The sequence below is a fragment of the Bradyrhizobium sp. SZCCHNS1050 genome (genome assembly GCF_032484785.1).
In the GTDB taxonomy this organism is placed as follows: Bacteria; Pseudomonadota; Alphaproteobacteria; order Rhizobiales; family Xanthobacteraceae; genus Bradyrhizobium.
In genome coordinates, this window is sequence record NZ_JAUETR010000001.1 from 1936023 (window position 1) to 1959618 (window position 23596).

The window sequence follows — 23596 nt, forward strand, 5'->3', positions numbered from 1 at the left end:
CGATCAGTTCGGCAGCATCTCGCTGCCGTGCACCGCGACCAGCACGGGAACCTGGTAGAGGATGTAGGCGAGCTCCGCGGAGTTGCTGTCCGGATGCCAGCGTAGCGCCTTGTCCTCGTCGTACTGTTGTTTCTTCTCCTGCAGCTCCGGCGCCACCGGATCGTCCAGGGTGAGGGTCGGCCCGCCCGGCCTGATCTGCAGAAAGCCCTTGTCGGCGTCGGACAGCACGTCAGGCCAGGCGAGGTCGTTCCAGACGTTGAGCGGCCCGTCGCGAGAAATATCGAGGCCGAAGCGCGGCTCGCCGGGCCGCTCCTTGATGACGAAGAACCAGCCCGGCGCCGTCGAATTGCCGCGGCCGGTGCCTCCCTTTGCCTCCTTCGAGGTCAGGTCGAAGCCAATGAAGGTGATGTCGGGATCGACCTTGGCTTCGTAGAGCGGTGTGCGCAGGCGGTCTTCCACCGGACCGTCGGTCTCCAGCACCCGCTCGACGCGGGGATTGATCGCGCCGCCGTCGTCGCGCTGCCAGCGCGCCTTCTGGGCGTAGATCACCGCGGTGGGATATTTCTTCAGCAGCTCGCCGCGGATGACGAGGACGACTTCCTCCTCGTTCTCGCCCGGCTTCTCGCGATGGTCGTGATCGCCGAGCTTGGAGAACAGCGACCAGGTGTGGAGCGGCGGAATATCGCGGAGCTTTTCGCGCAGTTCGTCCTTCGACAGGCCCTCCCGGTCGATCACGCCGCTCGGGTCCCAGAACTGGCGGAAGCAGCTGCCGCGCTGGTCGGTGGGATATTCGCGCCACAGCAGCTCGCGGGCGAATTCATGGTTGAGGCCGACCATGTAGGCCTCGATGAAACGCTGATTGGTCTCGAGCAGCGTGATCGTGTTCTGCGGAATCTTGTCGATGTTCGGCAGGAAGTGCTCGTCGGACAGACCGAGAAGCGGCTTGTACATCGGCAGGTCGATTTCCGGATATGCCATCACAGGCTTGAACACTTCCGGCTGCAGCAGCGTCGCGATCCCGTTGATGGCCAGCACTCGCGGCGGAATGGTGATCGAGGAGAAGGTGAAGGCGGGCACCGTCTTGTCGGGATCAATCGCAGCGAAAGTCGACGCTCCGAGCGCGGCGATGTCGATCGGCTTGCGCAACGGCGGCTTGCCGAGATCGGCGCTGACCGTGAGCAGCCGGTTGAGATCCTTGAGAGCCAGTTTGAAGCGCGCCGCCTCCGGGCTGTCGGCGGACGAAGCGCCGCCGACGGGCTCAGGCGCGGCGGGATCGGGATCGCGGATGGTGAACGACGGAAAGCCCGGCAGCGCGTCGATGATCTCGGGCGAAGCCCCTTGCGGCAACACGCCGGTCGCGATGCCGGCCTGCCTCTCCAGCCGCACCAGCCATCGGAACAGCGCCAGCGCCGCTGCCGCGACCACGATCGCGAGCGGGATCGCGACGGCCAGCAGCAGCACGGCGAGCAGTAGCAGAACGACCAGTAGGACCCACTTCGCCCAGCGGTGCTTGGTGAGCCAGTTGGTCAGCTCCGCGGGCAGCGACTTCGGCTGAAGCTGCGCGGCGACATCCTCCACCACCGGCAAGGCGTCCGGGGTGACCCGCGGCGGCGCCGCGCTGACCTCGCCGCGATTGACCTTCTCCAGTAGCTCTTCGGCGCCTTTCGGCGAGTCGAAGCCGAGCGTCGCCGCGAGTTGGTCGCGCGGCCGGACCGCGCGCCGGAACGGCGCAGACAGCGCCGCGCGGGGCACCGTGCTTTCCTTGAGCCGATGGCGCAGCGTGAAGCCGTCGGCGATCACCCGGCGCTGCACCGGCGCCATCATCGTCAGCCCGCGTTCCGCACTGAGATCCTTCAGCGGCCCGAGATGGCGCGCATGCCAGATCGCGGCCGCCGCCTTGGCGAATTGCGCCAGCCTGATCCGCCGGTTCGCCGCAAGGATGTCGCCGACCTGGTCCCAGGCGGCGTCCATATAGGCCTCCTGATTCTTCTGCACGACCGCGGTGCCGAACGCGGCGGGAACGCGAAACCGCGGGTCCAGATTGAGCTCGTGCACCCAGTTGCGCGGCTGCGGCGCGTCGCTGCCGTCCGCCTCCTCAAGCAGCCGCTCGGTGAGCGCGTGCCAGCGGCCGTACAGCGGCGGCGTGATCACTGGGTCGGGCGCGCCTTCGCGGGCATAGTCGTCGGTCAGGTTGACGAAGCCCGCCAGCGCCTTCTCGAATTCGTGCGCGTAGGGTTCATCCCAGCCCTCGTAGGCCGCAGCCTCCGCCTCCTGCGCGCCGGTCAGCGCCTCGTCCGGCACCTTGAGCGCGCCGCCGAGCCGCAGCACCCCGTGGAGCCCGGCGACCGCGATGGGCGGCATCCCGGAGCCGGGCGTCTGCGTGTCCATGTCGCGGCGGCCGAGCCGCGAGTCCGGCGGACGCGGCTTCAACAGGCGGACGAGGTACTCGAAATCGCCCACCGTCCCGGTCTTGAAGTACCACCGCTTGTACACCGGATGCAGCGTCGGGGACGGCCGGTCGGTATAGTCCGCCCAGGCCGACAGGGTGGCGAAGAATGCGGGATTCGCCGCGGGCGCGATTCCGAGGCCGGCGAGACGGCCGCTCTCGAAGGTCGGCACCACGAATGCATGGTAGGACGTATTCGGCTCCAACTGACGCGGCGACAGGACGCGCGAATAGGCGTAGTCCGGATTGCTGGCCAGCAGGCTCTCTAGCCGTGCCCTCGCCTGGTCGGCATTGGTCGATTCCACCACGCCGTCCTGCTGGATCAGGTCGCGGTTGACGTGGACGTGCGCCCAGGCCCAAAGCTGGTCGGCGGGCGGAAATACCGAGGCCGGATCGCCCGTCACGTCGATCGCCGGCAGCGGCCGCGCCGACGACACCGCGACTTCCTTGAACTCCTCCACCTCGAGCACCAGGAGTGCGAGCCACGGGCGCAGCCGGTGGCGCGACTCGTCCGGCGCCGCTGGCGTGTAGCGCCACGGAAAATCCTCGTCGTAGAACTCAACGAAGGGCAGGTAGTTCGGCTCGAAATTGGTGATCCAGTCGCGCGGCTCCACCTTCACCACCGCCATCGGATCGATGCCGACGATGTCCCCGGGACCATAGAGCGCGACATCGCGCGAAATCGTCGCCGTCAGATCCGTGTCGCCCTGGACCGGTCGCCCGGCCAGCGACAAGTCGACCTTGATCGTCGCGCGCAGCGCCACCGAGTTGTCGTTGTCGGACGCCGTGATGCTGTTCGCCACGCCGAGCCGCAGCCAGGGCAGGAAGGAATAGGTGCCGATCGTGTCGCTCATCCCGCTCCTCCCCGCCGCCTCGCCGGATCGCCCGCCATCATCGTGCCTCCGCTACGCCGCGCGCTTCATCTCGTGCGGGCGCACGATATGGGCCTCGCTTGCGAAGTTCGGATTGCGCCGCGTCTCCGCCGCCATGAATTCGCCGGCGCTGGCGCGCGATTGGAACGACGCAGGCGCGCCGGCGATCGGCGAATTGTCGGCCAGGCTCACCACCACATAGGACGTCTGATCGACCGCGATCTTGTCGTCGAATACGTGCTTCAGATCGCGCGACTTCGCCGAGATCTCGGACCGCGCCACGGCGTTGTTGGCCAGGAAGTGCGTGAACAGCCCGGAGATGAGCGTGACGAAGCGCCGGCGTGCCCGCTTGAAATTGTTGTCGACGATGATCTCTTCGTAGCGGGCGATGCGCTTGGTGACATAGCTGGTCTTTGCCTGGTCGCCAGTGACCGACAGCTCCAGCCCCGCCTCCTCGGCCTCGTAGTCGGACGCGCTGAGCTTCTCGCCGTCCTTGAGGTCCTTGAACTGGGCGATCGCGAACGACTCCCGGATGGTGGCGCGCTTCTCGATGCCCGACGTCGCGGTCGCGACCGAGAAGTAATTGGCGTCGTCCGGGCGCTGCGCGCCGATCTTGTCGAGGGTGATGCCGAGCGGGATCGCACGCTGGGTGATCTTGAGCGAACCGACCGGATGCAGGACAAGATCGGAGCCCGCGTCCACGGTCTTGAGCGTCACCAACAGCCTGCTGCTGTTCTGCAGCGCGGCAGTCCAATTCTCCGCCTTCGAGTATTCCGCCACCAGCAGGGGCAGCACGGAGACCGGCGGCAGGCTGGTGTCCTCCTTGTCGCCCCAGGTGTGGGAGAAGTCGACGTCGACGTCCCAGAACAGCAGCGAGATGCTCCCGGTGCCCTCGACGTGCCAGGGCGATGTGCCTTCGAGCGAGCCGCGGAAGCGGATACTGAACAGCCCCGCGCCGAACAGCTTCACCGACAGCGAGGCAGAGATCGTGATGATGAAATAGAACGGCGAGAACTGGAACAGCGCGTCGAAGGCGAGATGGCCCTCGATGTTGGCAATCGAGACGCCGAAATACAGCTCCGCATGTGCGCCGAACTGCACGGTGTTCGACGTCACCGCGAAATAGGCGTCGACCCGGATGCGGGCCACCGGCGTGTTGAGAATGTTGATCGCGATCCGGGGGATCGGCGGGAACGGCAGCGCCGGTGGATTGTAGGCCGGGTGGAAGCCGCCGACGGAGACGATGAAAGTGGCGTCGCCGCCGAACGACGCGAGCACGCCCATGCCGCCGTCGAGCGGCATGAAGATCACGCGGGATTCGTACAGGATGGCGAAGAACCAGCCGCGCTTCTTGTCGAACTCGATCGCGCCCATGAAGGCGACCTGGATGATGATGAGCGGCAGCCGCTCGTCCGGGATCGCCACCGTCAACTTGCCGATGATGGCTATGTTGCCGGGAATCTCGATGATGATCCCGAGCGACAGGCTGATCAGCGTCGGCGTGCCCCAGCCCAACTTCGCCATCGGGCCGATGAGGAAGGTCCCCTGCTCTGGCGGGAAGAATGTACGGAGGTCGGAGATGATCCGGTGCGCGTTGGCGACGACGTCGTGCGGGAACAGCACCGAGTCCAGCGAGCCGGCGCGCACGCCGTTGACTAGCGCGTCGAGGTCCATCGAGCGGTTGAGCCCGACCAGTCCGCCGACTCCCAGCAGGGTGAAGCCGAAACCGAGCTGCAATCCGGGATTGAACTCGACCGCGATGATGGCGATGAAGGAAAAGCCCTTTGACCCGTCCGGCATCTTGGTGGTGATGACGCCGATTGCCGTCACCGAGAGGAAGTCGAGGATCTTCAGTTCCAGCGCGCCGGCATATTCGCCGCGGTCCGGATCGATGAAGAGATAGCCGCCGCCCTTCACCGCCCCGGCATCGATCGACAGCCCGACGCCGTTCGGTGGCTTGAAGCCGAAGGATAGATCGATCGGGCCGAGGTTGCCGCCGCTCCCCGGAAAAGCGAGATCGGTCCGCAGCCCGATGTTTTCCACCACCGCGACCAGCGGACCGAGCGCCGCCTTCAGCGTCGCGCCGATATCGATCGGGAGGCCGTCAGCCGACGGTGTCACCGCGAGCGTCAGTCCCTGCACCTGGATCGGACCGAGGTCGATATGCGCTGGGATCTGGATCTCGAGATGCGAGGTGCCGCGGAAATACACGCCGCGCGGATAGGCGGCGCCGAGGCCGAGATCGAACTCGAACCGCGTCGAGATGCCCGACAGGATGGTCGAGATGAAGCCGTCCGAGCCGGACGCGTCGAGGACGAAAGCGAGGCCCTTGAGGTCCGCCTCGGCGAACACCTCGACGTCCTTGCCCGCCACCAGTGTGAAACCGCCGGCACCGCTCACCGATTGGTATTCGAGCCGCGTGCCCTCGCCGGTGCCAAGAACGATGGTCGGGCTGCCGGAGATGGCGGAGTATTCCACTTCGACGCGCGCGGTGCCCTTGGCCGACGTCGGCGCGCCGCTGCCTGCGAAGCCGATCACCATGTCGATGCCGCTACCCGGCCGCACCATCAGGCCGACACCGCCGGTGAGATCGAGGTCGCTCGAGATCGTCACCGCGATCGTCGGACCGAGCTGCATCCGCACCGACAGCAGCCCGCTGAACGACGGCAGCAGCGCGAAGCCCGGCTTCTTGCTCCCGGACTTTGGCAGCGGGAACAGTCCGAGCTCGGCCGATAGCCGCCCTGCGTCGCGCGCCCGCTCGAAGAACACCAAGCGCAGCCGTTTGCGCACGGCGGCGCGCCCGGTCGGGGGGCCGCCTTCGAGCGCGCGCGCGACCCGATCCGGCACCTCCACCATCCGGACGTCGAGCCCGAGCCCGGCCGCGAGGCTGTCGATCTGCCGCGCGAAGCTGGAGAAGTCGAAGCTGTCGGTGCCCCAGCCGAAGGCGTTCTCGAACAGTGTCACCGGGTCGGAGACGATCTTCGGCAGGTCCGGGAAGCTGAACCTGTAGTCGATGTAGTCCGGGCGGTTGCCGGCGGGCGCGGTATAGCGGGTGCGGATGACGCCGAGCGCCTGCAGCGCGAAACCGATGCCCGGATGATGGTTGCGCAGATAGGTGATGAAGAGATAGCCGACGAGCTGCCCCGGAAACTCGCCCTTGAAATTATCGGCGTTCAGCGTCGCCGAAAATGCACCGCCGGGCGCCGAGACGAGGTCGTCGATCGCCTGCACGACGCCGGCGATCGCCTCGATGGTCTTGAAGGCGTCTTCGAGCGAGCCGGACACGACCGTCGTCTCGCCGTCGGACGCCACTTCGCCGTCGAGCGACAGCCCGCCGCCGACCAGCGCCTGGAGCCGATCGAACAGCAGCTGCAAGTCGACCGCGAGATCGGCGATCGGCTTCGGAATCACGTCGGAATCCCAGCCCAGCTTGAGCAGCAGGCCCTGGAACGCGGCCGGCGACTCCACCGCCGCCCGCAGCGGCAGCAGCAGCTTGCCGATCTCGGCGACGATCGTTTCGAGGGCACCCGGTTCAGCCATTTTTCTTGGCCTCCGGATAGAATTCGCGGTCGACGACGTCGTGCAGCGCGGGATCGACGCGGTTGGTGATCAGCCATTTGCAGACATGGCAAAAGGTGCCGCTGTTGTTCCGCATCTTGCAGTCGCCAGCCGGACGATAGACCAGCCCGGTGAAGTTGTATGCGCCTTCGTACAGGCCGACCAGCCGCTGCGCCTTGCATGGCGGCTTGAAATTCGGGATGTCCTTCGGGTCGTCGCCCTCGTCGTTCACATGAGCGAAGTCGGGATCCTTGTTGAGCGGCAGATGGTTGCCTGCGATGAAGTCGCGCACCTTCTTTTCCACCACATAGACCAGCGCGTCCGCATCGTCGCGGCGCGGCACGAACAGCAGCGAGCCTTTCGGAAACACGGGAAACGGCGCCGGCGGCAATTCCAGCCCGCCGAGCCGGATCGAGCCGAGGTTCTGGTCGATGTCGCCGATGTCGAGTCTGACGAGATAATCGGAATCGGTGAACGTGAGCGGCAGTTGCCGGCCGATCGCCGTGATCTGGATGCGGCGGAGAAACGCCTGGCGGCCGGCCGCCTTCGCCTGCACCCAGCGCGGGATCTGGCGCGGGTCGATCCTGACCTCGATCGAGCCACCCTGCTGGGTCGAAGCCTGGGTCAGCCTGGCCGAAAGCTGGACCCTGAGAAGTTCGAACCATTTCACCTTGGACGGATCGACCAGACGGGAGTGATTGGCGGCGTAGCTCGGATCCTGAAAGATGTCGGCGAGCGCGACGATGTTGTCCTGCTCGCTCGAAGCGGTCGCATTGTCTTCGGCGCTCGTCTCGTATTCGTCGCCGAGATTGAAGGAATGGCCGAATTCGTGCGCGACCGTGTCGATGATATCGGTGAGGTCGGCGTCGATGTCGCTGGCAGGCTTGCGCCGCATCACCTTCTTCGTCGCCGTGTTGGTCGCCGGATACTCGAAGTCGAGCGTCTTCAGGCTCTGCAACGAATTGGCGGTCACGGTCGACTGGTTGAAATTGGTGCCGCCGATCATGTCCTCGTTGGTGATCATGGCGATCAGGCCGCGGCTGCGCTTGAAGGTGCCGTCCGGTATCCACTCGGCGCCGAGCGCGGTATGCGGCGACGACCCGAGCCGCAGTCCGGACAGGTAGGCCATGATCGGCGCCGCAACGTTCGCGCGGCCGTTCCGAGCGAGCTCCGGCGGATGCCGGCGCGGATCCGGGGCAAGGTGCCGGGTGACGCTGGCCGGCTTGAAGAACTGATAGGCGCGGGCGATCAGTGGCGCGAGGTTGGCATCGCCCGCCGCATCCGCCGCCGGCATCGTCAAAGCGGCCCCGGACTTCGCCGACCGGTCGCCCCAGCGGGAGCCGAGCATCAGGCCGTAGAAAGTGTCACGTGCCTCCAGGATGCCGAGCGATTTCTGCTTCCTCCACGCTTCGATCAGGGTGTCGTTGACCTTCGCCGCATCGTAGTTGGGCAGCGACTGACCCGCCCAGCGCGCCTTCAATTGCGCCGGCGTCGCAGTCTCGTTGCGGAGCGGCAGGCCGACGCGGGCCACGAGCTCGTCGACCTCGTAGATGCTCTTGTCGTCCGAAACGCTGTAATTCCACGGAATCGGTCCGCCCCTGCTAAGCTCCGAGGTCTCCTCGTCGTTGACGCGCCAGCCGCAGGTCACCGCCTGCTCTTCCGACGCCTGGAACGCCTTGAATACGTTGAAACTGCCCGCGAGCGTGCCGTAGGGCTCGTGGCGCTTCTGCGAGAACAGACCGTCCGCCGCTTCCTGCACGATCTTGTCGAACTTGTCCTTCTCGGACGCGCGAAAGCCTTCGGCGAGGAACAGGATGTTGTGCATCTCGGCGGCATTGGCGAGGTCGCCGGCGCGCACCGTTGAGATGTTGTCGCGGATCTTGGCGTAGTCGACCACCTTCACCGGCAGGCTCTGGTTGACACCGAGGAAGCTGCCGTCGAGCTGGGCCGCCCCCTCGCTCACGCCCCTCAACCGTCCCTCATTGTTCGTATTTGCCACCACGAAGGTACCGGGACTTGCCGAGCTGAGCGTGACGAAGCCGTGCCCGGTGATGTCGCCGACGAGATCGGTCCCGGTCGGATCGTCGCTGAACAGCGCGCACAGCGTCGGCTGGCTGTGGGCGACCGTCGGATGCAGCGCCGTGGTGATCGAGGAGTTGCCGAACCACCAGCCGAGCACATCGTCGTGCACCTGGATACGCGCGACGATGTAGCCGGGGCCGTATTCGATCACCACGAGGTTGGTGCCGACGTCGTCGCCGGTGATGGTGCGCGCCGCAGGATCGATCGTCACGAAGCTGGTCAGCCGGGACCCGACCGGGTTGTACGGCGCCAGGATTCGAAAATTGCAGTCCGCGGTGACGTCGGTCAGCGTGTAGGTCGTCGAGCCGTTCGGCAGATCCTGGTCGAACACGCGGAACGGCAGCACCTTGGTCGCGGGCTTCTTCAGCGCGACGTGCATGTCGCAATGCGGATAGACGATGAGAGGCATGCCGGCACAACCCTCTCAGCCAGCAGAACTATTGGGAAGCCCGTCGTTCCCATCGGAAATCTGGCATCACGAAGATTGTACACCCAAGCCTTCTCAATACAACCTCAACGTGATACTGTTTCGATATCCTTCTGCAATCGTCGTTTGCCGAGTGGAGCTCTCCATCACTGGGGCCAATCCTGCTGCATATGCCGGCGGCGTAGAGCATCTCGTTGTCATCGTTCACAGATGAACACGAACGCTCCGTGGTTTCCGATGAGAAGCGATTGGAAGGCGCTGGGTTCGTCGCTGTCCCCGCGGGGTACGAGACCGATGCGTGACCCGGTTTCTGACCGCGTCACGCCTCTTGAGACGCACTGCGACTGACCGCGTCTCCTATCCATGGGTTCGGCCCGACGCTGCTCGGCGTTGTCACGGGCGCCGACAGGCATCGTCACGTCACTCAGATGTCAAACAGCCACTTGCGGTCGGTTCAGGCGTGCGCGCGCGGTCTCGCGGCTCGATGAGTCCGAGGAATGCGTTGGTCGCGCGCGTCTCGAAACACGAGAGGCGCAGGGAGAACCGGACCTCGACTGAGGCCCGTGGCCCGCCTGCGAAAAAAAATGCAGGCGGCAGGTACCACAGGTCCAGCCGGACGACCCGGCCCTCCCTGCGCGATCAGTTTTAACGGTGTCCTTCGTGCTCTCCTTGGGGACCGGGCTTTCTTGCCCCCATCGCCCGCGTGACGCTTGCGCATCAACAGCAGGCTTGACCTCAGCATCGGGAGGCCGGGACCACACGACTTCGCCGTCCGCGACGCAAGCGCTCGTCTGGCGCAGCATCCACGTCCATCGCAGCCCACCTCCACGTATCGTGACGACGCGTACGCCCTCTGCATGAGGCGGGATGAACGGAGTAAAGCATGATTTCCGATAAAAAGAACGAGGGATTTTTGGCCAGCGTCGAGCGGCCCGGCGATCGCATCCAAGAACCCGGGTTTCCGCCCAGATATCTTTCCACCGTCATAGCCTGGCTCCGTCCCGGCCATTCACTTCGACCAACATGATTGAACGACGTGCATGCCCGAGCCTTCGCCGAGTCGAGGCGGTTGCGGCCGCGCAGGAAGGACGGAGCCCGGTATGACAAGCAACTCATTCGCAGATTCTCTTGGTGCACCGCGCGTGAACCCCGTGTATCACGCCGCAGCATTGCCAATCTCATCGATTGAGCGCAGGCTCCCCTTCCTAAGCGCGCAAGTCGCATTACGGCACCAGCCGCATCAGGGGAGAGACGCATGAAGGAACCGGGCCTCGACGGCCGCCACCGCGACAAGGATGGCGAGATCAGCAGGAAGCATGGCAACACGCTGGTCGGCACGTTGCGCAAGATCTACGGAAAGTCGTTCGCGGCCGGTTATCCGGATTCGACCAAACTCAGCGACGTGCTGCTTCAGCTCAACGAGACCTCGCTGAGCCAGCTGCGTAGGGATCACGGCACCGGGCATCTGGAGCACAAGATCAAGGAGGCGTCGAAATGATCGGCAGCGTGCATCGCACGTTGCCGTCACCTGCTGGACCCACGCAAGATGGGGGATGCTGACCGAGACTGACGGCACATCGCCGACCAGTGCCTCGCCCTTGACCGTCAAACCTCAGTCAGCCGACCTCAGGACGTCGGCGAACTGCTGCTCGAACCTTTTCTGCTGTCCCGTGCTCGGAAAATAGACCGGGCGGCCGGCGTTGATCACGTTGAAGCCGTCCTTTGTCAGTCGAGGCTCCAGAATCCGGCAGACGTTTGCCTTGATCAAGATCAGGGGAACGCCGCGATCCGACACAAGGCTGGATAGGTCCGCGACGAGCAGCGGGTAATCGTCTTCGATCAACGCATTCCTATCCTGACTCGCGTCTTTCGGCAGCTTGTCCACTTGCTGGTAGGTCGCATCGACCAGCACCCATCCCTTGCGCTGAAATTGTCGCAGCCCCTCTTCTTTCGTCGCAGGGGTGGCTCCCATCTGGCGCATGAGGGCCGTGAACAACGGCTCGCTGATCGAGCCGGCCGAGTCATAGAAGTATTTTCCTGAGGCCGGCGGCGATTCCGCGACGATGACAAGCTTGGCGACGTCCGGCTCATAGCGGCGTCTCAGCCCGAGATAATAATCTCGCCCCCTCGCCAACATCGACGATGCACCTCCACCGCACGAATTCGCAACACGGCGATCACTGACGTCACTGAACGTTCGTTTAGCATCAAGCGCCAACGATGGCAGCAAGGTCTGCAACACGCCGTCTGGAAAAGAATGCTGTCCAGCGGCGACGGGAAGGCCAGCGCTGCTTTCCCGTCGCTGAACGAAAGTGCCCGGCTTGTTACTTCCCCATGCTTCCCGCCTGGTTCGTGCCCGGGCCGACATTGCCCTGGCTCGACGAGGTGGAATCGCGGCCGGACTTCATGTTGCTGCCGGTGGTCTGCGACGAGGTGGTCGACGTCGCGGCGTTGTGCTTCTTGTGGTGCTTCGCTTGCGCGGCGAGCGGGACGGCGGCGAGGGTGGCGGCGACGAGGGTGGCAATGGCAAGCTGGGTCTTCTTCATGGATCCGATCTCCATCCGGTTGAACTCCACGCCGCCCAACCCGGCTGCGACATCACAGTTCCTGCCGGGGGATCAAGCGTTGTTGTTCGATTCCGACGGCGCGCGTGAAGGTGCGATGCAGCAGCGTCAGGCCGGCGCTTGCATGGGCACGGCGCCAGGCTGCGACACAGGCTTGGGAAACGGCCGGAAGGTCATCATCATCATGACAGCGCCGAGGCCCATCACCCACGAGCCGACATAGAGCCAAGTGTAGCTCGCAAAGCTGTCGTAGATCAGGCCGCCGGCCAGCGGGCCGGTCGCCATGCCGAGGCTGCCGGCCATCGCCGTGCCGCCGATCACCGTGCCCATGATGCCTTGCGGAAAATTGTCACGCGCGATCGCGGCGTAGAGCGGCATGGTGCCGGCATAGAGGAAGCCGAAGGTGGCCGCAACCGCATAGAACGCGGCGAGGTCGCGCACGACCACGTAGGAGAGCGCGCCGAACGCCTGCGCGAGCAGGCCGAGAACGAGCACGCGCTTGGCGCCGAAGCGGTCGCCGAGCAGGCCGAAGGCGATGCGGCCGCCGAGCCCGGCGAGCCCCTCGATGCTGTAGATCGTCACCGCCGCCATCAGCGGGATGCCGCAGGTGACGGCGTAGCTCACGGTGTGGATGATGGGGCCGGAATGCGTGGCGCAGCAGAAGAAGTTGGTGGCGAGCAGGATCAGGAACTGCGGCGAGCGCAGCGCTGCCGATCGCGTCATCTCGGCCGGCCCGGCGGCGGGACCCGACGCGACGGCGTCGCCGGGCGCGGACGATGGCGGACGGCCCACGAGCAGCGACGTGGGAATCATGATGGCGGCCACGATCGCGGCGATGCACTGCATCGCGGTCCGCCAGTCGTAGCTGGAGACGAGCCAGGCCGCGAGCGGCGACATCGTCATCGGCGCCACGCCCATGCCGGCCGAGACCAGCGACACCGCGAGGCTGCGATGGGTGTCGAACCAGCCGGTGACGGTCGCCATGACCGGCGGGAAGATCGCCGCCGTCGCGATGCCTGCGATCAGGCCGAACAGCAGTTGGAACGCCAACAGCGAGGATGTCAGGCTTGCCAGCAGCAGGCTGACGGCGAGCAGGATCGATCCGATCAGCAGCACGGGACGCGGGCCGATGCGGTCGGACAGCGTGCCCCAGCCCATGCTGGTGACGGCCATCGCCAGGAAGCCGATCGTCATCGCGGTGGAGATCCCCGCGACCGACCATCCGGTCTCGGCGGCCATCGGCTTGAGGAACACCGGCAGCGAGAACAGGCCGCCGACGGCGACGCAGCCGAGCACGCCCCCGGCCGCCACGATCACCCAGCGATAGTACGATGTGCTCATCCGCCGTCTCCTTCCCGATTGTTCGGTTGGAAGACGATCGGGACAAGGCCGAGACGACACGCGGCGATCGGATTTTTTCGCGGGCTGTGGGGCCGGCGCCTCACACCGGCGTCATGCCGTGCTGGCGCTTGGTTTCGGCGGTCTCCTCCGAGACCAGATATTCGATGAAGGCCCGCGCCGCCTCGGTATGCGCGCCGGCCTTGCACAACGCCGCCGCGAACACGGTGCCGGGCTGCAGCGACGCGGGCAGCAGGCCGACGATATCGATGCCGGGCGCGCCGAGCATCTCGCTGAGCTGCTGGAAGCCGACGTCGACCTCGCCATCGGCGAGCAGCCTGGCGACGGGAATGCCGGGCTTGGCCTGGACCAGGCGCGAAGTGCCCTCGCTCTCCAGGCCCCAGTCGCGGGCGAGCTTCTGCACATACGTGCCGCTCGGGCCGGTGGAGATGCCGATCGCCCTGGCGTTCTCCATCGCCCTGCGCACGGCGGCCTCGTCGAGCGGATCGGGCTTGGGGCTGCCGGCGCGCACCGCCATCGCCATCGGCGATTCCGCGATTTCGATGATGCTGCCGGGAACGAGATGGCCGTCGCTTTCAAGCTTCTGCAGCGCATCGGAGGCGAGCACGGCGAAGTCGAACGCTTCGCCGGCGCGGATGCGCTTGGCGGCATCGACGCCGCCGACGGATTCGATCGTGATCACCTCGCCGGTCGCCTCCTCATAGGCGGCGGCGAGCTCAGCGAGGATCTGCCTCGTCGCCATCGAGGAAATGCCGGCGGCGGTCACGCTCATGATCTGCTCCGTTCAACGATGTCGATGACGCCGCAAAGGCGGACGCGCACGTCTCGGATATGGCAAGCGCGGCGGCGGAGCAAGATGGTCGTCACTTCGGCACGTTGCGCTCCAGGTCCTCCAGCCACGCGGTGGCGTTGCCGTCGGACGGGGCGCGCCAGTCGCCGCGCGGCGACAGGGCGCCGCCGGCCACCACCTTCGGGCCGTTCGGCATCGCCGAGCGCTTGAACTGGCTGAAGGCGAAGAAGCGCTTGAGGAACACCTCCAGCCACTTCCTGATCTCGGGAAGCGTATAGGCGTGGCGCTTGTCGGCAGGGAAATGCGGCGGCCAGGCGCCGTCGCCGACATTCTTCCAGGCGTGATGCGCCATGAAGGCGATCTTCGACGGGCGCATGCCGTAGCGCAGCGTGTAGAACAAATTGAAGTCCTGCAGCTCATAGGGGCCGATCGTGGCCTGGGTGCTCTGCGGCGTCTCGCCCTCCTTCACCGGGACCAGCTCCGGCGAGATCTCGGCCGACAGCACCGCCTCGAGCGTGCGGTCGACATCGGCCGAGAACTGATGCGAGGCGATGACCCAGCGGATGAGATGCTGGATCAGGGTCTTCGGCACGCCGGCATTGACGTTGTAGTGCGCCATCTGATCGCCGACGCCATAGGTGCACCAGCCCAGCGCCAGCTCGGAGAGATCGCCGGTGCCGAGCACGAGGCCGCCGCGGTCGTTGGCGAGGCGGAACAGATAGTCGGTGCGCAGCCCGGCCTGCACGTTCTCGAAGGTGACGTCGTAGACCTGTTCGCTGCGGCCGAAGGGATGGCCGATGTCCTTCAGCATCTGCGTCGCCGCGGGGCGGATGTCGAGTTCGGCGGCGCTGACTTGAAGCGACGACATCAGCGCATGCGCGTAGGACTTGCTCTGCGCGCCCGTGGCGAAGCCGGGCATCGTGTAGGCCAGGATGTTGGTGCGGGGAAGGCCGAGCAGGTCGATCGCCTTCGCCGCGACGATCAGCGCATGAGTGGAATCGAGCCCGCCGGAGACGCCGATCACGATGCGCTTGGTGCCGGTTGCGCGCAGCCGCTGCGTCAGGCCGGCGACCTGGATGTTGTAGGCCTCGTAGCAGTCCTGATCGAGCCGCGCGGCATCGCTCGGCACGAACGGAAAGCGCTCGATGCTGCGCATGAAGCCGATGTCGCCCTCGGCCGGCTGCAGCTCGAAGCCGATGCGGCGCCAGTGCATGCCGGCGCCTTGCGCGCGCGCATTGTCGTCGAACGTGCCCATCAGCGCCCGCTCCTGGCGCAGCAGATCGAGATCGACGTCGGCGAAGATGGTCTGTCCGGTCTGGCGGAAGCGCTCGCTCTCGGCGAGCAGCACGCCATTCTCGAAGATCGAGGTCTGGCCGTCCCAGGCGAGATCCGTGGTGGATTCGCCGACGCCCGCCGCCGCATAGACATAGGCCGCGAGGCAGCGCGCCGAGGTCGAGCGGCACAACAGTGAGCGGGACTCGGCGCGGCCGACCGTGATCGGGCTGCCCGAGAGATTGGCGAGCACGGTGGCGCCGGCGAGCGCGAGCTCGGACGCCGGCGTCACCGGGATCCACATGTCCTCGCAGATCTCGACGCCGATGACGAGGCCGGCGACATCCGCGGCGGCGAACAGAAGGTCGGTGCCGAACGGCGCCATGGTCTCGGCGACCTCGATCATCTCGCCGCGGATGCCGGCGCCGGAGGCGAAGTGGCGGCCTTCGTAGAATTCGCGATAGGTCGGCAGGTAGCTCTTGGGAATAACGCCGAGCACCTCGCCGCGGTGGATCACGACGGCGCAATTGTAGACGCGATGCGCAAAGCGCAGCGGCGCACCGACGATCAGGACGGGCATCAGGTCGTGCGAGGCTTCGACGAGGGTGAGCAGCCCGCGCTGGACGGCGTCGAGCAGCGGGTCCTGCTTGACGAGGTCCTCGATCGCGTAGCCGGACAGACAGAGCTCCGGAAACACCGCGACCGCCGCGCCCTGGTCATGGCAGGCGCGCGCCGCGGCCAGGATCGCCGCCGCATTGGCGGTCGGGTTGGCGACGCTCGAGGCGGTGACGCAGGCAGCAACGCGGGCAAAGCCGTGGCGGTAGATCGAATGGAAATTCATCGTGGCAGTCCATCTCCTGTCGCCTGATCATACGACATGGACCATGACGGGAGCCATAACAAGCGCGGCAGGTCAGCACCGCCCCGTCCGCAGGCTGACTCCGTGGGCGTCATTTGAATTGCGCGGGCCACCCGGTGCCGGGTAACTCGAAGGCTCGCTCCTTCGCTCAAGTCCAGGTGAACGGCATCCATGAACCTCTTCGTCATCGGCTTCGGCTACACCGCCCAGCGCTTCGTCGAGCTGCACCGTGGCGCATTCGCCCGCATCGGCGGCACGGTCCGCAGCGCCGACAAGCGTGCGCGACTGGCGCATGATGACATCGACCTGTTCGACGGCACGGCCCCCGCGGCCGCGACGCTGGCGAAGGCGGCGCAGGCCGACGTCGTGCTGATCTCGGTGCCGCCTGGAGGAGGCGACGACCCAGTGCTGGCCGCATTCGGCGACGCCATCACGGCGGGGCGCGCGCGGCACGTGGTCTATCTCTCGACCGTCGGCGTCTATGGCGACCATCAGGGCGGCTGGATCGACGAGGACACGCCGCTGGCACCCGAGCACGACCGGGTGCAGGCCCGGGTCCGCGTCGAGCAGGACTGGCGCGCGCGGATCGGTGACCGGCTCGCGGTGCTCCGGCTCGGCGGCATCTACGGGCCGGGCCGCAACGCGCTGGTCGAGCTGCGGGCCGGGCGGGCGCGGCGCATCGTCAAGCCGGGACAGGTGTTCAACCGTATCCATGTCGATGACGCGGCCAGCGCGATCATGGGCGCGATCCAGCGCGGGTCAGGCGGCGCCTGGAACATCGTCGACGACGAGCCTGCGCCGCCGCAGGACGTCATCGCCTATGCCGCTGCGTTGATGGGCATCGCCCCGCCGCCGGAACTGCCGTTCGACCGCGCCGAGCTGTCGCCGATGGCGCGCAGCTTCTATGCCAGCAGCCGGCGCATCCGGAATATCCGCGCCAGGCAGGAGCTCGGCGTCGGCTTCGCCTACCCGACCTATCGCGCCGGGCTCGAGGCGCTATGGGCCGCCGGCGAAGGGCGCTGACGCGAGATTTCCGCCGCCGGGCGGGAAACCTTTCACGCCACTGACGATTGCAACGAACAGAGATTGTCATGCGGGTTTGACGCGGCTGCACGTCGCGCAGCCCTCACGGATCAAAGGATGTTCGACATGCAAGGCGATCAACCCATCAGCTGGCTGATGTTCTTCACGCTCGCGGCCGCGATCATCATCGCCGCCGGCGCGTTCCTGGCCTTCCTGCGGTCGCGGCACAACCGAGAGATCGCGGCGGTGGCGCTCGAGGGAGACGGCCGGGGCCGCGGCGTGGCCCCGTCCGGTGCCCTGCCCGAGCTCGGCGGCCTGTTCGTGCTCGCGCTGGTGGTCGCCGGCCTGCTGGTTGCCGGCTATCAGAGCGGCGACGCGACGCGCTTCGCCGGCGGCGACAAGCCGACGCCAGTGCCGTCAGCGCCGACCAACACCGACCGCGGCACCACGGTCGGCGCCGGCGCCGCGATCACCCCGCCGGAAGCCCCGACCATGACCCAGCCGGCACGGCCCGGCCCGGACCTGCGTACCGCGCCCGCGTCGTCGCCGACGGGAGCCGGCCCCGAGAGCGGCGGGCATCCGGAGGCCAATCCCCCGGCGAGGTGAAAAAGCGCCTCTCGAAAGCAAGAAGGCCGCGCAATGCGCGGCCTTCTTGATGTTCACTCCAAGTTTGATGTTCACGCCGGGAGGATCCCCCCCCGATCAGATCGCGGCTGCGACCTTGTCGAGGCCGATGGTGCGCGCAAGCCGCCGCACTTCGTCCTTCTGATCCTCGCGCAACTGCCATAGCAGCGGCATCGCGGCTGACTTCAGCTGTTGCACCTCATCCGAATCCGGATCGAGCGCCACCGCGCCCGGCTTCGCCGCGCCCTGGCGTCCGGCGTGGATCTTGCGGGCCACGGCGCGCAGCGCCGTCTCGACCGCCGGCCAATAATATTCCTGGCTCGACGAGAGCCGCAGCCGTTCCTTGATGCCTGCGATCTGGCCGTCCGACAGCAACGAATAGGCCTTCTGCACCTCCGGCTTCAGCGGCGCCGGGGCCGGCTCGCTCCTGGCGAGAATCTTGGACTTCGGCACCATCGGCTCGGCAGCGACGACCGCGGCAGCCGACGCCTTTGCCATCTCCGGCTCGGACGGCGCATAGGCATAGGCCTGACGCAGCGTCGCCTTCGACGGGGCACTCGGCTGCTGCACCTCGGGGGTCGCAAGTGTGACCATCGCCAGGCGGTCGCCCTTGGCTTCACGATTGGAGAGCGGGCTCTTCGCCACCACCGGCGGCATCATCGCACCGGCCGAAGGCACGCTGTCCTGCATCAGGACGCTCGTCACGGCCGCGCCTGCAATCAGCACGCCCAGCAAAGCGACAAAAGCGATCGACTTCGTCACGCAATTCTCCGTATCCCGGCGGAAAGCCGCACTTTGCCGAAAAGTGGGAGTTAATTAAGGCTTTACGATGCCACAGAAACACAGAGGCCACCATTCTGCCCTGTGAACATGACGGACATTTTTTTTCACGCCGCCGAAGACAGCTCGGCCGGCATCAGCAGATCGTACGCGGCCTGGATGTCGGCAACGATGTCGGAGGCTTCCCAAAGCGCGGCCGGTTCCACCGAATGCAAGCTGATGGTCCAGTTCCCGCCGCGGGCGGTGCGGGGAACGCTCATGATGTCGAACTGGACGTTGCGGCATAGCGGATGCCGCTGCAGAGCATGCCCGACGCGGATCCGGATCTCCTCGAGCGTCACCCGCTCTTTGTCCTGCCGTAGCCCGATGCCCATCGCACGATTCCGCCAAGTTCAAGCTCCGCGGATTGTGGGACCCGATGGTTAATGGTGCCTTAAGGACACACATCACGTTTTCTCATGGCCGGAGGCCACCCGCGCCGCCGTACTCATCAGCCGTGCGCGCCACCAGCACGGCGACCGACGGGATGTCGGTGACCCCCGAGGTCGCGTGCCCGGCGCTCCAGATGTCGCGCCAGCGTTTCGGCCGCGCCTCGCGCGCAGCGATGTCGATGTCACTGCCGATCTCGATCGCGCCACGCGCCGGCAAGGCTTCGGGATCGAGCCCGGCCGCGACGATCGACGGCCGGAGCATGCTGGTCGGCAGGCCGGTGAAGGCCGAGGTGAGCAGCACGTCGTCGGCCGAACTCGCGACCAGCATCGACTTGTACCGGTCATCGGCCAGGCTTTCGCGCGTGGCGATGAACTTCGTGCCCATGTAAGCGAGATCGCAGCCGAGCACCTCGGCCGCCCGCAACGCCACGCCGTCGCTGATGCCGCCGGCGAGCACGATCGGCCCGGCGAAGAACGCCCTGACCGCGCGCACGAAGGCGAATGGATTGAGCCAGCCGGTCTGGCCGCCCGCCCCGGCCGTGAGCAGCACCAGGCCATCTGCGCCGGCCTCGACCGCGCGCTCTGCATGACGGATCGAGGCGACGTCAGCGAACACCAGCGCACCCGCATCATGCAAGGGCGCAACAACCTTTGCCGGCGAGCCGACCGAGGTAATCACGATCTCCGGGCGGCGCCGCAACAGCACCGCGAGATCGTCCTGCAGCCGCGCGTTTGATTGATGCACGATCAGATTCGGGCAGACCGGCGCAGCCGCAGCGCCGCTCGCATCGCTGCTGCGCGCAAGCCGATCGGCAATCTGGAGCAGCCAGGCGTCGAGCTCGTCGGGGGTTCGACAATTGACCGTCGGGAACGCGCCGATCACGCCGTTGGTGCAGGCCGTGCTCACCAGCTCGATTCCCGACACCAGGAACATCGGCGCTGCGATCAGCGGCAGGCGCAGCCGCGCCCGCAGCCCGTCCCATCGAGTGTCCTGCACGGCGCGTCCCTCCCTGATCCTTGTTGGGCTCAGGGATAACGGCGCCGCCGCGTGCGATCAATCGTCGCCGAAGAAGCTGAAGCGCGGCCCCTCCATGCCGACCGGCTGCGCCGCATAGGCACGCGGCGTCGTATCCTCACGCACGGCCTGCTCGACCGCGCGCAGATCCTGCTCGCGGCGCTGGCGCCGGCGCTCGACATATTGCCGGTGCCGCTCGGTGCGGCGCTGCTCCGCGACGCGCTTGCGCTCCGCCCCGCGCGCCTTGAGATCCGCGTCCTCGGCCTTCGCTGCGGCCTTGTCCTGTCCCTTCTCCTGAACGTCCTCGGCGGTACCGGCCTGCGTGCTGGCCGGCGCCGAAGAGGCGGCGGGCACAGCCGTCGCGTCCGGCACGGCAGCCTGCGGCGAGGGCGAGGGATTGGGCGATACCGGCGTCGCCGGCCCCGTCTCCGCTGCTGCGGGCGCCACCTTGATCGGCGTGGTCGCGGCCGCCTGCGTTGCCGCAAGATACGAGGTGGTCGTCGGACTTGGCGACGGCGTCTCCGGCACGGAACGCGCGAGCTTGGCCTGCTCGAACACCTGCGAACTCGGATGCATGCCCTCCGCGATCATGAGCCCGCCGCCGAGACCGGCCGCGACGGCGATGGCGACCGTTCCGGCTCCCGCAAAAAAAGCTGTCGAGGTGCGCATGGCCTTGCTCCGCTATTGTTCGGCCGGGCAACGCGGCGCGCGCAGCGATGTTCCGAGGACGACAAGCGCGCCTTGAGCGCGATGGGCTTTCTGATAGCGTCGGCAACAAGCCCCGCGACGCCATAACGATCGCGGCATCTCGGGAGGATCGTCCATGAGCCTACAGCTTCATTCGTTTCCGGTCGTCTGCGAGCAGACCCTGCTCACGCTGTCGCGTCATCCGTCGCGCACCGCCTTCAGCTGGCCGGACGGATCGCTGACCTATCAGGGCGCGATCGACCTGATCGGCCGCATGCAGTCCGTGTTCATGCGGCTCGGCCTGCCGCCGGGAACACGCGTCGCGTTCCTCAGCGCGAACCGCGCCGATGCCTGGTGCGCCGGCACGGCGGCGCAGCTGTCGCGGCTCGCCATCACCTGGCTGCATCCGCTGGGCTCGCTCGACGATCAGCTGTTCCAGCTCGCCGATTCCGAATCGCAGGTGCTGGTGATCGATGCCGCCGCGTTCCACGACCGCGGCGGCGAACTGGCCGCGCGCTCGGGCGGCCTGCGCCACGTGTTGACGCTGGGCGCAGCCGGCTATGGCGTCGACCTCCTCGCCGCGATCGAGCAGTCAGGCCACGCCAGCGCGCGCAACTTCGCCACGCCCGAGGACATCGCGACCTTGAACTACACCGGCGGCACCACCGGAAAGTCGAAGGGCGCGCTGCGCCATCACCGGGAATATGGCGGCTTCGCCACCGCGATCCTCGCCGATTTCGAGATCCCGGAGCGCGCCCGCTATCTGACGGTCGCCCCGATCAGCCATGTCGCCGGCACCAAGGTGCTGCCGACCCTGATGCGGGGCGGCACCGTGCACATGCTGAAGGGATTTGATCCTGAGGCCGTGCTCGCGACCATCGCGCGCGAGCGCATCAACTTCACGCTGTTCGTGCCGACGATGATCTACGTGCTGCTCGATCATCCCGCGTTAGCTAAGACAGATCTCTCCTCGCTCGAGCTCGTGCTGTACGGCGCCTCGGCGATGTCGCCGACGCGGCTGGTCGAAGGCATCGAGCGCATCGGCCCGGTGTTCTCGCAGCTCTATGGCCAGACCGAATGCTATCCCGTCTCGGTGCTGCGGAAGGCCGATCATGATCCGAAGCAGCCGGAGCTGTTCCTGTCCTGCGGCTTCCCGATCGCGGCCTGCGAGGTCAAGATTCTCGATGACCATGATCAGGAGGTCGCGCTGGGCGAGGCCGGCGAGATCTGCGTGCGCGCGCCGCATGTGATGGCGGAGTATTGGCAGCGGCCGGACATCACCGCCGAGACCTTGAAGAACGGCTGGCTGCACACCGGCGACATCGCCCGCCGCGACGAGCGCGGCTACATGTACATCCTCGACCGCAAGAAGGACATGATCGTCTCCGGCGGCTTCAACATCTTCCCGCGCGAGATCGAGGACGTGCTGACGCAACATGCCGACGTGGCGATGTGCGCGGTGGTCGGCGTGCCCGACGACAAATGGGGCGAGGCGGTCACCGCGATCGTGGTGCCGCGCGCCGGCGCGCAGATCGACGCTGCCGAGCTGATCGAGCTCGTGAAGGCGCGCAAGGGCTCGGCCCATGCGCCCAAGAGCATCTCGTTCGTCAAGGAGCTGCCGATGACCGGCGTCGGCAAGGTCGACAAGAAGGTGCTGCGCGCACGGTTCTGGGAGGGCCGCGGGCGGATGGTGGGGTAGCGGCATCATCAGCTCCCTCGATCGCCACCGTCATTGCGAGGCGCTCTTGCGCCGAAGCAATCCAGGGCCGCGGATGAGGCCCTGGATTGCTTCGCTCCGCTCGCAACGACGGCAATCCAGACTCGCGGCTTTGCAATGCCGATGGAAGCTCTCGCCCGTAGCCGCCGCGCTCCGCTGTCGTCCCGGGCAAGTGAAGCGCGACCCGGGATCCATAACCACAGGGCAGCGTCGTAAGCGCTGACGTAGCGACCCGCGTGCCTCGACCGTCGTCTTATGATCATGGGTCCCGGCGTTCGCCGGGACGACAGCCTTTGTGTGGCGCGATACTCGCCACGCGATCCGCTGTATCCAAACAACACTGAATGCGCTGCCCCCATTGCAGACATGACATTGCTGCCTCGCGGCGCATCTGCGTCCGAGTCTTGCTGGTGTCGTTCCCCTCCAACTCACGGAGGGTGCAGGGAAGGCCAGGCCTCGACCGAGGCCTGCGGTCCGCGTGCAGCAAAAAAGCACGCGGCAGAACCACAGGTTCGGCCGGATAGACCCGGCCTTCCCTGCGCGATGGCTTTACGATTTATACGCAGTCTCCTCGGTGACCGGCTTGTTTGCCACCGTGGCGACAACGCGTTTCACGCGTTGCGCGGACCTCAGCTTCGGGAGGCCAGGACCCTGCGACTTCACCGTCCGCGACGTGGCGTACGTCGGCATGCCCAAAGCATGCTGCGCCCCATCGCGGCCACCGCATCCCACCCAACGCATCGTGACGTTCGCGAAGCGCCCCTCGTCAGTGAAGCGGGATGCGGAGAAGAGACCATGGATTTCTGAAAATGCAAAGTCGAATATTTTTCGCTCCGCATCTGGACAGCCCAAATCAGCTTGATCGCGCGAGCGAATTTCGTCTTTGCGCGCGCCGCTGCGGACGCCCGACCTGCGCCGGAAAGTATCGATGGGGAAGCAAGCCTGCTCGTCGGCCAAATCAACCTCGCTGCGGCACAACGAATCCCAGGCGACGCGCGACAGAGGGCCCAACGAAAAGCCGGTCTGCACTCCGACCCGCTGTCGTGCCGAACAAGCGAAGCCGGACGATGTGCAGGCATCGTCGCGTTCG

At 66.5% G+C, this 23596-nt stretch carries 17 protein-coding genes; 4 read left to right on the plus strand and 13 right to left on the minus strand.

The window, feature by feature from the left end; genetic code table 11:
- Window positions 1–3 precede the first annotated feature (3 nt).
- From QX094_RS08795 to QX094_RS08805, 3 genes are read right to left on the minus strand one after another with little or no spacing between them, the layout of a single operon-like run.
- Entirely contained in the window at window positions 4–3300 is a 3297-nt protein-coding gene (locus QX094_RS08795; protein WP_316187825.1) for a hypothetical protein, read from the minus strand.
- Between the two features lie 51 nt (window positions 3301–3351).
- A complete protein-coding gene (locus QX094_RS08800; protein WP_316187826.1) occupies window positions 3352–6858 on the minus strand; it encodes a DUF6603 domain-containing protein in 3507 nt (1168 codons plus the stop codon).
- On the minus strand, window positions 6851–9367 hold the full coding sequence (locus QX094_RS08805; protein ID WP_315716266.1) for a M64 family metallopeptidase: 2517 nt from the start codon (window positions 9365–9367) through the stop codon (window positions 6851–6853). The genes QX094_RS08800 and QX094_RS08805 overlap by 8 nt, the downstream gene beginning before the upstream one ends.
- A 1273-nt stretch (window positions 9368–10640) precedes the next feature.
- On the opposite strand from QX094_RS08805, the gene QX094_RS08810 reads away from it, so the two are divergent.
- Window positions 10641–10883 carry a hypothetical protein gene (locus QX094_RS08810; protein ID WP_315716267.1) on the plus strand — a complete coding sequence of 81 codons (243 nt, stop codon included), beginning with the start codon at window positions 10641–10643 and terminating at the stop codon, window positions 10881–10883.
- 114 nt (window positions 10884–10997) lie between these two features.
- Here QX094_RS08810 and QX094_RS08815 read toward each other — a convergent pair whose 3' ends face one another.
- From QX094_RS08815 to QX094_RS08835, 5 genes are all read right to left on the minus strand, one after another.
- Window positions 10998–11624: a hypothetical protein gene (locus QX094_RS08815; RefSeq protein WP_315716268.1), complete on the minus strand. Its 627-nt coding sequence runs from the start codon at window positions 11622–11624 to the stop codon at window positions 10998–11000.
- 85 nt (window positions 11625–11709) lie between these two features.
- Window positions 11710–11931 carry a hypothetical protein gene (locus QX094_RS08820; protein WP_315716269.1) on the minus strand — a complete coding sequence of 74 codons (222 nt, stop codon included), beginning with the start codon at window positions 11929–11931 and terminating at the stop codon, window positions 11710–11712.
- A 126-nt stretch (window positions 11932–12057) separates the two neighbouring features.
- Window positions 12058–13290, minus strand: a complete 1233-nt coding sequence (locus QX094_RS08825; protein WP_315716270.1) for an MFS transporter — start codon at window positions 13288–13290, stop codon at window positions 12058–12060.
- A 100-nt stretch (window positions 13291–13390) separates the two neighbouring features.
- Window positions 13391–14080, minus strand: coding sequence for a substrate-binding domain-containing protein (locus QX094_RS08830; RefSeq protein WP_315826569.1), 690 nt, complete (start codon window positions 14078–14080; stop codon window positions 13391–13393).
- A gap of 91 nt (window positions 14081–14171) precedes the next feature.
- On the minus strand, window positions 14172–16211 hold the full coding sequence (locus tag QX094_RS08835; protein WP_316187827.1) for an NAD(+) synthase: 2040 nt from the start codon (window positions 16209–16211) through the stop codon (window positions 14172–14174).
- A gap of 189 nt (window positions 16212–16400) precedes the next feature.
- On the opposite strand from QX094_RS08835, the gene QX094_RS08840 reads away from it, so the two are divergent.
- Both QX094_RS08840 and QX094_RS08845 read left to right on the plus strand, forming a co-directional pair.
- Window positions 16401–17252 (plus strand): SDR family oxidoreductase, encoded by an 852-nt coding sequence (locus tag QX094_RS08840; protein ID WP_316187828.1) that lies wholly within the window; start codon window positions 16401–16403, stop codon window positions 17250–17252.
- A gap of 126 nt (window positions 17253–17378) precedes the next feature.
- Entirely contained in the window at window positions 17379–17858 is a 480-nt protein-coding gene (locus QX094_RS08845; RefSeq protein WP_316188203.1) for a hypothetical protein, read from the plus strand.
- A gap of 96 nt (window positions 17859–17954) precedes the next feature.
- Here the strand turns inward: QX094_RS08845 and QX094_RS08850 are convergent, their stop codons facing one another.
- From QX094_RS08850 to QX094_RS08865, 4 genes are all read right to left on the minus strand, one after another.
- Window positions 17955–18581, minus strand: coding sequence for a hypothetical protein (locus tag QX094_RS08850; protein ID WP_315716458.1), 627 nt, complete (start codon window positions 18579–18581; stop codon window positions 17955–17957).
- Between the two features lie 182 nt (window positions 18582–18763).
- Window positions 18764–19030 carry a hypothetical protein gene (locus tag QX094_RS08855; RefSeq protein ID WP_315716274.1) on the minus strand — a complete coding sequence of 89 codons (267 nt, stop codon included), beginning with the start codon at window positions 19028–19030 and terminating at the stop codon, window positions 18764–18766.
- An 82-nt stretch (window positions 19031–19112) separates the two neighbouring features.
- Window positions 19113–20084: a nitronate monooxygenase gene (locus QX094_RS08860; protein ID WP_315751444.1), complete on the minus strand. Its 972-nt coding sequence runs from the start codon at window positions 20082–20084 to the stop codon at window positions 19113–19115.
- A gap of 57 nt (window positions 20085–20141) precedes the next feature.
- Window positions 20142–20771: a hypothetical protein gene (locus QX094_RS08865; RefSeq protein ID WP_315751442.1), complete on the minus strand. Its 630-nt coding sequence runs from the start codon at window positions 20769–20771 to the stop codon at window positions 20142–20144.
- A 154-nt stretch (window positions 20772–20925) separates the two neighbouring features.
- On the opposite strand from QX094_RS08865, the gene QX094_RS08870 reads away from it, so the two are divergent.
- On the plus strand, window positions 20926–22488 hold the full coding sequence (locus QX094_RS08870) for an AMP-binding protein (RefSeq protein ID WP_316187829.1): 1563 nt from the start codon (window positions 20926–20928) through the stop codon (window positions 22486–22488).
- Between the two features lie 567 nt (window positions 22489–23055).
- On the opposite strand, the gene QX094_RS08875 is transcribed toward QX094_RS08870, so the two are convergent.
- A complete protein-coding gene (locus QX094_RS08875) occupies window positions 23056–23463 on the minus strand; it encodes a hypothetical protein (RefSeq protein ID WP_316187830.1) in 408 nt (135 codons plus the stop codon).
- Window positions 23464–23596: the final 133 nt, after the last annotated feature.

Coding starts and splice junctions, on each gene's coding strand:
- QX094_RS08835 (WP_316187827.1), bottom strand. CDS start 16,211: ATGAATTTCCATTCGATCTACCGCCACGGCTTTGCCCGCGTTGCTGCC.
- QX094_RS08865 (WP_315751442.1), bottom strand. CDS start 20,771: ATGCGCACCTCGACAGCTTTTTTTGCGGGAGCCGGAACGGTCGCCATC.
- QX094_RS08795 (WP_316187825.1), bottom strand. CDS start 3,300: ATGAGCGACACGATCGGCACCTATTCCTTCCTGCCCTGGCTGCGGCTC.
- QX094_RS08840 (WP_316187828.1), top strand. CDS start 16,401: ATGAACCTCTTCGTCATCGGCTTCGGCTACACCGCCCAGCGCTTCGTC.
- QX094_RS08870 (WP_316187829.1), top strand. CDS start 20,926: ATGAGCCTACAGCTTCATTCGTTTCCGGTCGTCTGCGAGCAGACCCTG.
- QX094_RS08805 (WP_315716266.1), bottom strand. CDS start 9,367: ATGCCTCTCATCGTCTATCCGCATTGCGACATGCACGTCGCGCTGAAG.
- QX094_RS08845 (WP_316188203.1), top strand. CDS start 17,379: ATGCAAGGCGATCAACCCATCAGCTGGCTGATGTTCTTCACGCTCGCG.
- QX094_RS08855 (WP_315716274.1), bottom strand. CDS start 19,030: ATGGGCATCGGGCTACGGCAGGACAAAGAGCGGGTGACGCTCGAGGAG.
- QX094_RS08800 (WP_316187826.1), bottom strand. CDS start 6,858: ATGGCTGAACCGGGTGCCCTCGAAACGATCGTCGCCGAGATCGGCAAG.
- QX094_RS08830 (WP_315826569.1), bottom strand. CDS start 14,080: ATGAGCGTGACCGCCGCCGGCATTTCCTCGATGGCGACGAGGCAGATC.
- QX094_RS08820 (WP_315716269.1), bottom strand. CDS start 11,931: ATGAAGAAGACCCAGCTTGCCATTGCCACCCTCGTCGCCGCCACCCTC.
- QX094_RS08825 (WP_315716270.1), bottom strand. CDS start 13,290: ATGAGCACATCGTACTATCGCTGGGTGATCGTGGCGGCCGGGGGCGTG.
- QX094_RS08810 (WP_315716267.1), top strand. CDS start 10,641: ATGAAGGAACCGGGCCTCGACGGCCGCCACCGCGACAAGGATGGCGAG.